The organism is Xanthomonas sp. F4, assembly GCF_011761895.1.
In genome coordinates this window covers 165,493-174,259 of record NZ_JAASQX010000008.1, presented here as the reverse complement: position 1 = coordinate 174,259, position 8,767 = coordinate 165,493, and the positions used below count along the sequence as shown (strand labels likewise).

At 67.6% G+C, this 8,767-nt stretch carries 5 protein-coding genes; 2 read left to right on the top strand and 3 right to left on the bottom strand.

Annotated features, from left to right (window positions below; translation table 11 throughout):
* Positions 1-394: 394 nt before the first annotated feature.
* The 3 genes from FHR66_RS19955 to FHR66_RS19945 all read right to left on the bottom strand — a co-directional run bounded on the left by FHR66_RS19955 (position 395) and on the right by FHR66_RS19945 (position 6,244).
* Positions 395-3,310 (bottom strand): TonB-dependent receptor plug domain-containing protein, encoded by a 2,916-nt coding sequence (locus FHR66_RS19955; protein WP_456361783.1) that lies wholly within the window; start codon positions 3,308-3,310, stop codon positions 395-397.
* A gap of 862 nt (positions 3,311-4,172) precedes the next feature.
* Positions 4,173-5,819: a chaperonin GroEL gene (gene groL, locus FHR66_RS19950; protein ID WP_160966525.1), complete on the bottom strand. Its 1,647-nt coding sequence runs from the start codon at positions 5,817-5,819 to the stop codon at positions 4,173-4,175.
* 137 nt (positions 5,820-5,956) lie between these two features.
* Positions 5,957-6,244 (bottom strand): co-chaperone GroES, encoded by a 288-nt coding sequence (locus tag FHR66_RS19945; RefSeq protein ID WP_010340979.1) that lies wholly within the window; start codon positions 6,242-6,244, stop codon positions 5,957-5,959.
* 280 nt (positions 6,245-6,524) lie between these two features.
* Here FHR66_RS19945 and FHR66_RS19940 point away from each other — a divergent pair, with 280 nt between their 5' ends.
* Positions 6,525-8,303: an endonuclease gene (locus FHR66_RS19940; protein WP_160966523.1), complete on the top strand. Its 1,779-nt coding sequence runs from the start codon at positions 6,525-6,527 to the stop codon at positions 8,301-8,303.
* Positions 8,304-8,430: 127 nt separating this feature from the next.
* Positions 8,431-8,763: a divalent-cation tolerance protein CutA gene (gene cutA / locus FHR66_RS19935; protein ID WP_160966521.1), complete on the top strand. Its 333-nt coding sequence runs from the start codon at positions 8,431-8,433 to the stop codon at positions 8,761-8,763.
* Positions 8,764-8,767: the final 4 nt, after the last annotated feature.

Below are 8,767 nucleotides of genomic sequence, written 5' to 3'. Positions count from 1 at the left end.
GAAGGTGCCCCGCAGGGGCGGATGAGGGTGCGGCAGCAAGCGATCCATCTCCACAAGCGCACGCCTCTGGGTTCTTGCGCGGCGCTGCGCGCTCCGGCCCCTCACCCCGACCCCTCTCCCGATGGGAGAGGGGCTAACGCGCTTCCCTTCTCCCACCGGGAGAAGGTGCCCCGCAGGGGCGGATGAGGGTGCGGCAGCAAGCGATCCATCTCCACAAGCGCACGCCTCTGGGTTCTTGCGCGGCGCTGCGCGCTCCGGACCCTCACCCCGACCCCTCTCCCGATGGGAGAGGGGCTAGTAGCGCGCTTTCCTTGCCGCATGTTGCGCATGCATCGGATCGGCTTCAACGCTGACCAAGCCCCATCCCGAATCCCCAATCCCCAATCCCGGCTTTTCAGAAATCCAACACATACTCCGCCGCCACCTCGCGCCCGATCGCGTCGTACAGGGTGGTGTTGTAGAACTGGTAGCCGTAGTAGCGTTCCTTGTTGTCGTAGCCGACGGTGTTGAGCACGTTGTTGACGTACAGATTGATCTTCATCTTCGGGGCGATACGGTAGCCGGCGGTGAGGTTCCAGTACAGCGCCGGGCCGACGCGGCCGAAGTAGCGGCTGGTGCTCTCGCCGAAATGGCGGTTGCCGCTGTCGGTGACGCGACAGGCGTCGGAAGGGCTGGGCTGGTAGCCGTCGTCGAAGCGGGTGCAGGTGCTCCAGTTCACCGCCTGGGTGGAGCCGAAGCGCTTGACGTAGACGGTCAGGTCCAGCGGACCGCCGTTCTCCCAGTGCACGCTGCCGCGCAGCTTGCTGCGGATCTTCTGGTCGCGCAGGTTCTTGTCGTCGTCGGTGCGGTAGGTCTGCTCGTGGTAGCCGATCAGATTGTTGTAATCCAGGGCGAAACTGAAGTTGCCCCAGCGCGCGGTGTTGAGGCGGTACTTCAGCGAGGCGTCGACGCCGGACACGTGCATCTGCGCGATGTTGATCGGCCCTTGCTCGATGCCGGTGACACGGCCGGCGGCGTCGCGCGACACGCGCGAAAGGATGCGCGCGCAGTATTCGGCGCCGCCGGGATTGACCCACACGCCACCGGCGGTGGTCAGGCCGGTGCGGCAGCCGGCTTCGGCGCTGAGCACCTCGTCGCGGTTGAGGTCCTTGATCATGTCCTGCAGGCGGATCCGGTAGTAGTCCGCGGTCAGCGACAGACCCTCGGCGATGTCCCAGACGAAGCCGGCGGTGAGCGAGCGGCCGTGCTCCGATTCCAAGTCGGGGGTGCCGCGGCGGTTGACCTGCATCAGGTAGAACACGTCGCTGTTCTCGGCGCTGCAGCCACCGGTGAGGTAGTAGCCCTTCTGGATGCAGCGGTACTGGTCGATCACGGTCTGCTGGGTCGAACTGGGTTCGCCGAGCACGTAGTGCATGTCCGGGGCGCGGAAACTGGTGGCGACGCTGCCGCGCAGCAGCAGCGTGCTCAGCGGCCGCCATTCCAGGCCGGCGCTCCAGGTGGTGTCGCGCTGCGTGCCGATCGCCGCACCCAGGTCGCTGCCGTAGGCGCGGTAGTCGCCGTAGCGGTCGTGGCGCGCGGCGAGGCTGGCGTTGACCGAGGACAGCAGCGGCACGTCGAACTCGATGCCGCCGGAGTAGCGCAGGCGCTCGCCGCCGCCGTAGTCGACCACGTCCAGCGGATAACACGTGTTGGCACAGGGGTCGGGCGCCAGCCGGTAGCCCTGCTTGGCCACTTCGCCAACCGCGGCGAACTTGATCGGCCCGGCCCAGCCCTGCAGCAGTTCGCCGGTGATGTTGGCGCTGGCCTGGTTGACCCAGGAATCGGCGCGGTTGTGCGCCTTCACCGCCAGGTCGTCGTACTGCGCGCCGGTCAGCGGCTGGTACCAGCGCGCTTCGTTCAGATCGTAGAGCGGGATGCCGCTGGCGGTGCTGCCCAGTTGCGGGCCGAGGAAGTAGGCGGTGGCCTTCTGCGTGTCCACGGTGCGCACGTACTCGTCGACGGTGTAGCGCGCGCGACCGATCGCGACTTCCCAGTCGAAGCGGTCGGCGAGGCGGCCCTTGAGGCCGGCGCTCAGGTCCCAGGACAGTTCCTTGGTGGTGTTGGCCAGGTTCTTCCAGCCGCCGGATTCGAAGCGGGTCAGCTGGCGGATCGCATACAGGTCGCGGTCGCTGCCGGTGTCGTGGAACGGGCCGAGGTAGACGTAGGGCGGGTCGTAGGTCCAGTAGCCGAGGCTCTTGGTCGTGGACAGCGTGCTCCAGGCTTGCACGCCGTTGTCGAAATCGAACGTGCCGTACAGATAGGCCGAGCCGCTGTCGCCGCCGCTGGCGGCCAGCCAGTCGGCGTAGTCGTGGGCCATGCCGCAGTAGCCGCCGAGGTTGCGCACGGTGTCGCTGTTGTAGTCGTAACTCAGCCGCTGCGCGTCGATGAACTGGCCGCCGAAGCGCGCGCAGGTGCCGGCGGGCGGCGCCAGGCGCGTGTTGTCGCCGGCATCGACCAGGCTCAGCCCGGTGGAAGGATTGAAGCCGTACTTGCGCGCCTGCGCGGTCCAGTTGCTGTAGGACTCGTCGTCCTGGTCGTCCATCTTCGGTCGCTCGCCGACCGAGAGCGGGTCGCGCCGGGTCCACTGCAGCGCGTAGGTCAGGTTCCACTTGTCGCCGCTATGCCCGCCGACCCAGGACAGGTCGACCACATCGCGTCCGCCGGCGGTGGCGGTGCCGCCGCGCAGGCGCACCTGGTTGCCTTCGTAGCCCTGCTTGAGGATCACGTTGATGACGCCGGCGACCGCATCCGAGCCGTAGATCGCCGAGGCGCCGCCGGTGAGGATCTCGATGCGCTCCACCGCCGCGGAGGGGATGTTGGCGTAGTTGGCGAAGTTGCTTTCGCCGGCGTAGGGCTGCGGGTAGTCGGCGACGCGGTGGCCGTTGACCAGCAGCAGGGTGCGCCCGGGACCGAGGTCGCGCAGGCTCACCGGCGAGGCGTTGGGCGTGTGCGAGCCGTACTTGGTGTCGGCCTCGACGCTGCCCTGCTGGTTGAGCGTGCTGAGCACGTCGTAGACGGTGAGGAAACCTTCCTGCTGGATCTGCTGCGCGCTGATCGTCAGCACCGGTTCGGCGCCCTCCACGTCCGAGCGCTTGATCCGCGAGCCGGTGACCACGACCTGGCCCAGGTCGGTGGCGGCGGCCTTGGAAGAGGCGGTGTCGGTGGCCTCGCTTTGCGCGCGAGCATCAGGCGCGCCGTGCAGCGCCAGCACGATGCCGAACGCGAGGGTGGTGAATGGGCGAAGTGGCATGCAATGTCCCCGGCAGCGGATGGGAGCAGCGCCGTGCACGCACGACGTGCGGGTGCCCTCTTCGCTGCGCCGCGCCCACGGCCATGCCACGCATGCCGCAGGCACGCGCCACTTTGCGCCGGCCGCGGCGCACAGAAGAAGACGAACATGCGGGCGTGCAGATCCCCCTGGGCGCCCGTGCGTTCTAACCTGCATGCCGCCGAAAACCCTGTCAACACGCGGCCACCCTGCGCATGTAGACGATTGCACGTTGTGCGCGATTCGCCGCGCAGCGCGTCGATTCTCGCCGTATCGCCATCGTAGGCGGTCACAGCAGCAGCACTGGCCGAGACGCCGGTGAGCGACGACGTGCTGCTCCCGCATCGCGATCGCGTGCCCCTCTCCCGACGGGAGAGGGGTTGGGGTGAGGGTCCGGCGCGCAGCGTGTCGCATTGCCTGGGGTGCATGGCGCGACGCTCGCATCTCATCTCTCACATCCGGCACTGTCGCCTGGCACGCCTGTGCCGCGCCTCGGTCGGGGAGATCGCACGAGCGCAGCTGCAGGCAGCTTCTTCCAATGACGCACTTTTTGCTGCGGCTGGCGGACACGCCGCTGTCCTCGCAGGAGCGGCTTCAGCCGCGACGCGGCGTTACCGGTAATGCCCGTCGGCTGAAGCCGCTCCTACAACACTGCTTCCCGCCTCTGCCAAAGTGCTCTACAGACGCTCGCCAAGCAGGTTCTGCCGCGGCACGGCCAGCGGATGCACCGCGTCGTTGACCAGGGCGCACGAACGCGCGGACGCGCGCATCGGCATGCCGCCATGACGACCCACAAAAAAAGAGCCCCGCATCGCTGCGGGGCTCCTTTCGACTGCGTGGAACAGGTCGGCCGAAGCCGGCTGGATCAGAAATCCATGCCGCCCATGCCGCCCATGCCGCCACCCATGCCGCCCGGGGCGGCCGGCTCTTCCTTCTTCGGGGCCTCGGCCACCATCGCTTCGGTGGTGATCATCAGGCCGGCGATCGAAGCGGCGTTCTGCAGCGCCGAACGGGTCACCTTGGTCGGATCCAGGATGCCGAACTCGACCATGTCGCCGAACTCGCCGTTGGCAGCGTTGTAGCCGAAGTTGCCGGTGCCTTCCTTGACCTTGTTGAGGATCACGGACGGCTCTTCGCCGGCGTTGGTGACGATCTCGCGCAGCGGCGCTTCCATCGCGCGCAGCGCGATCTGGATGCCGTGGGTCTGATCTTCATTGGCGCCCTTCAGCTCGCCGATCGCGGTCAGCGCGCGCACCAGGGCCACGCCGCCGCCCGGGACCACGCCTTCTTCCACCGCCGCACGGGTCGCGTGCAGGGCGTCTTCGACGCGCGCCTTCTTTTCCTTCATCTCGATCTCGGTCGAGGCACCGACCTTGATCACCGCCACGCCGCCGGCCAGCTTGGCCACGCGCTCCTGCAGCTTCTCGCGGTCGTAGTCCGAGGAGGTCTCCTCGATCTGCGCCTTGATCTGCTTGATGCGCGACTCGATCGCCGTGGTGTCGCCGGCGCCGTCGATGATGGTGGTGTTCTCCTTGGAGACCTGCACCTTCTTGGCGCGGCCCAGGTCCTTGATGGTCGCCTTCTCCAGCGCCAGGCCCACTTCCTCGGAGATCACGGTGCCGCCGGTCAGCACGGCCATGTCTTCCAGCATCGCCTTGCGACGGTCGCCGAAGCCCGGGGCCTTGACCGCCACGACCTTGACGATGCCGCGGATGGTGTTGACCACCAGGGTCGCCAGCGCCTCGCCTTCCACTTCCTCGGCGACGATCAGCAGCGGCTTGCCGGCCTTGGCCACGCCTTCCAGCACCGGCAGCAGGTCACGCACGTTGGAGATCTTCTTGTCGTGCAGCAGGATGAACGGGTCGTCCAGGTCGGCCTGCTGGCTCTGCTGGTTGTTGATGAAGTACGGCGACAGGTAGCCGCGGTCGAACTGCATGCCCTCGACCACGTCCAGCTCGTTGTCCAGGCCCGAACCTTCCTCGACCGTGATCACGCCTTCCTTGCCGACCTTCTTCATCGCGTCGGCGATGATGTTGCCGATCGACTCGTCGGAGTTGGCCGAGATGGTGCCGACCTGGGCGATGGCCTTGTCGTCGGCGGTGGGCTTGCTGATCTTCTTCAGCTCGGCCACGGCGGCCACGACGGCCTTGTCGATGCCGCGCTTGAGGTCCATCGGGTTCATGCCGGCGGCGACCGCCTTGGAACCTTCGCGGATCAGCGCCTGCGCCAGCACGGTGGCGGTGGTGGTGCCGTCGCCGGCGTTGTCGGAGGTCTTGGACGCGACTTCCTTCACCATCTGCGCGCCCATGTTCTCGAACTTGTCGGCCAGTTCGATTTCCTTGGCGACGGAGACGCCGTCCTTGGTGATGGTCGGGGCGCCGAAGCTCTTCTCGAGCACGACGTTGCGGCCCTTCGGGCCCAGGGTGGCCTTGACGGCATTAGCGAGGATGTTGACGCCGCGCACCATGCGCGAACGAGCGTCTTCACCGAAACGGATATCTTTGGCAGCCATGTGTGTTGCTCCGGGATTCGTGATTGGGGATTAGGGATTCGCTAGAGCGGGGATTCGTGTCTGAGATCCTGGGTCGCGCGGCGCCGAGCGCCTTGCCAATCCCGAATCTCGACTCCCGAATCCCGCGATCGGGGGCTTCAGCCCACGATCGCCAGAACGTCGTCTTCGCGCAGCACCTTGTACTCGACGCCTTCGGCCTTGTAGCTGGAACCGGCGTACTGGCCGTAGATGACCTTGTCGCCGACCTTGAGCGCCGGGGCGCGCACGCTGCCGTTGTCCAGCGGCTTGCCGGCGCCGACGGCCACGACTTCGCCCTTGGTGGACTTTTCCTTGGCCGAATCCGGGATCACGATGCCGCCGGCGGAGATTTCGTCGGCTTCGATCGGCTTGACTACGACGCGGTCGTGAAGCGGCTTGATGCTCATTGAGTGAGACCTCTTAAGTGATTGATTGGTCTAGGAAAGGCCGGCGATATTAGCACTCGCCCATGACGACTGCTAGCAACGCTCGCGAAAAAACCCGGTAACGCCGGGATGCGCCTGATGTAGTGCCGTGGCAGGCCCTTTCAAGGGCTGGAGGCAAAAAATTTTTGCCGGCAACGTGCATTCGGTGCCAAGCAGTGACCGAAGCCCGTCACATTGTCACAGAGGCAGGCTAGGCTGGCCGCGGACCCAGGGGGGGATCCGTCACCAAAAGGAGTTGTCGATGAAGCCATCCGCCGTTGCGCTGCCGCTGGCCTGCTTGCTCGCCCTTGCCGGGCCGGCCCAGGCCGCCGTATTCATCAATGAATTGCATTACGACGATGCCACCGCCGCCGGCGACACCGGCGAAGGCGTGGAGATCGTCGCCACCGCCGGGGAGAGCCTGAGCGGCTACCGCGTCTACCTGTACAACGGCAGCAACCCCGGCTCGGCCACCGTCTACGCCAACAGCGCGGTGCCGGCCGGCAACCTGGTCAGCTGCGGCGGGCAGGTGCGTATCGCCACCGTCGGCTATGCCAGCAACGGCATCCAGAACGGGCCCAACGACGGCCTGGCGCTGGTCGACGGCAACGGCAAGGTGGTGCAGTTCCTCAGCTACGAAGGCAGCATCACCGGCGGCGGCGGCCCCGCCGCGGGCATGACCAGCCAGAACCTGCCGGTCAGCGAGAGCAACAGCACCCCGGCCGGCACCTCGCTGCAACTGCGCGGCAACGGCAGCGCCGCAGCCGACTTCAGCTGGACCGACAGCGCCACCGGCACCTTCGGCGCCTGCAACAACGGCCAGACCTTCGCCGGCGGCGGCGGCAGCAACGCCGCGCCGACGGTGACCGCCACCACCCCGACCCAGGGCGCCACCGACTTCCCCGCCGCTGGCGACCTGGCGGTGACCTTCAGCGAAGCGGTGAGCCTGGCCAGCGGCGCGTTCGGCCTGAGCTGCCAGCAGTCCGGCAGCGTGGCGCTGACCTACCCCGGCAGCGGCACCCAGTTCGCGCTGTCCACCAACACCGCGCTGAAGGCCGGCGAGAGCTGCACCCTGAGCATCGTCGCCGCACGCGTGAGCGATGCCGACGGCGCGCATCCGGCGCAGGACCGCAGCGTCGCGTTCAACGTCGCCAACGGTTCCGGCGGCGGTGGCAGCGGTGCCGGCACCTACTATTCGCGGGTCAACACCTCCAGCCCCAGCCAGCTGCGCTGCTCGCTGCACGAGACGATCAAGGGCCACACCGCCTATCCGTACAGCAGCAACTCCGGCACCGACACCTGGGCCATCCTGGAGATCGCCGACGAGGATCCGAACAACAGCCAGCGCGTGCTCGACGCCTACCGCAACCGCAGCTACGCCAAGGGCACCGACCGCGCCGGCAGCGGCAGCGGCCTGAAGTACAACCGCGAGCACAGCTGGCCGAACTCGCTGGGCTTCGGCACCTCCACCGGCGACAAGGGCCTGCCCTACGCGCCGTACACCGACACCCACATGCTGTACCTGACCGACGCCACCTGGAACGCCGACCGCGGCAACAAGCCCTACGCCAAGTGCGACAGCAACTGCGGCGAGCGCGCCACCGAGGCCAACGCCGGCTTCGGCGGCGGCAGCGGCCGCTACCCGGGCAATTCCAACTGGGTGCGCACCCCGGACGGCAACAGCGGCACCTTCGAGGTGTGGGACCACCGCAAGGGCGACATGGCACGTGCGGTGATGTACATGGCGATCCGCTATGAAGGTGGGACCGATGCCAAGACCGGGCAGTCCGAGCCGGACCTGGAGCTGACCGACGACCGCAGCAAGATCGTCAAGACCTCGTCCTCGCCGGCCTACATGGGCCTGCTGTCGACCCTGATCGCGTGGAGCCAGCAGGATCCGCCGGACGACGCCGAACGCGCCCGCAACGAGGTGATCTACAGCTTCCAGGGCAACCGCAATCCGTTCATCGACCACCCGGAGTGGGCGACCTCGTCGCTGTTCACCTCGGCCAAGCCGGCCAGCTGCCAGTTGCTCAACTGAGCCGTGTTGCCTCGCCCGCTGCGGCTGCAGCGGGCGAGGATTGGGGAATCGGGATTGGGGATTCGCGGCGGCCGGCCACGGCCGGGCGCCGCCAAAGGGGGGCCGGCATCCCTATACTGTCGGCCGCATGTCCGCGCCCGCCCTCCGCTTGCTGCTCAGCACCTGCCCCGATCCGGCCAGCGCCGCGCGGATCGCCCAGGCGCTGGTCGACGAACGCCTGGCCGCCTGTGTCAGCCGCCTGCCCGGCGTGCAGTCCACCTACCGCTGGCAAGGCGAGGTGGAGCAAGGCGAGGAAGTGCTGCTGCTGATCAAGACCGCCGCCGACCGGCTGCCCGCGTTGCGGCAGCGGCTGTGCGCGTTGCACCCCTACGAGGTCCCCGAACTGGTCGAACTCGAGGTCGCCGGCGGCCTGCCGGCCTACCTGCAATGGGTGCATGCCGAAACCCGTGAGGAACCGTAAGCCG

Bases quoted from the DNA above. Each gene is read 5' to 3' on its own strand.
- cutA (WP_160966521.1), top strand. From the start codon at position 8,431: ATGTCCGCGCCCGCCCTCCGCTTGCTGCTCAGCACCTGCCCCGATCCG.
- FHR66_RS19940 (WP_160966523.1), top strand. From the start codon at position 6,525: ATGAAGCCATCCGCCGTTGCGCTGCCGCTGGCCTGCTTGCTCGCCCTT.
- groL (WP_160966525.1), bottom strand. From the start codon at position 5,819: ATGGCTGCCAAAGATATCCGTTTCGGTGAAGACGCTCGTTCGCGCATG.
- FHR66_RS19945 (WP_010340979.1), bottom strand. From the start codon at position 6,244: ATGAGCATCAAGCCGCTTCACGACCGCGTCGTAGTCAAGCCGATCGAA.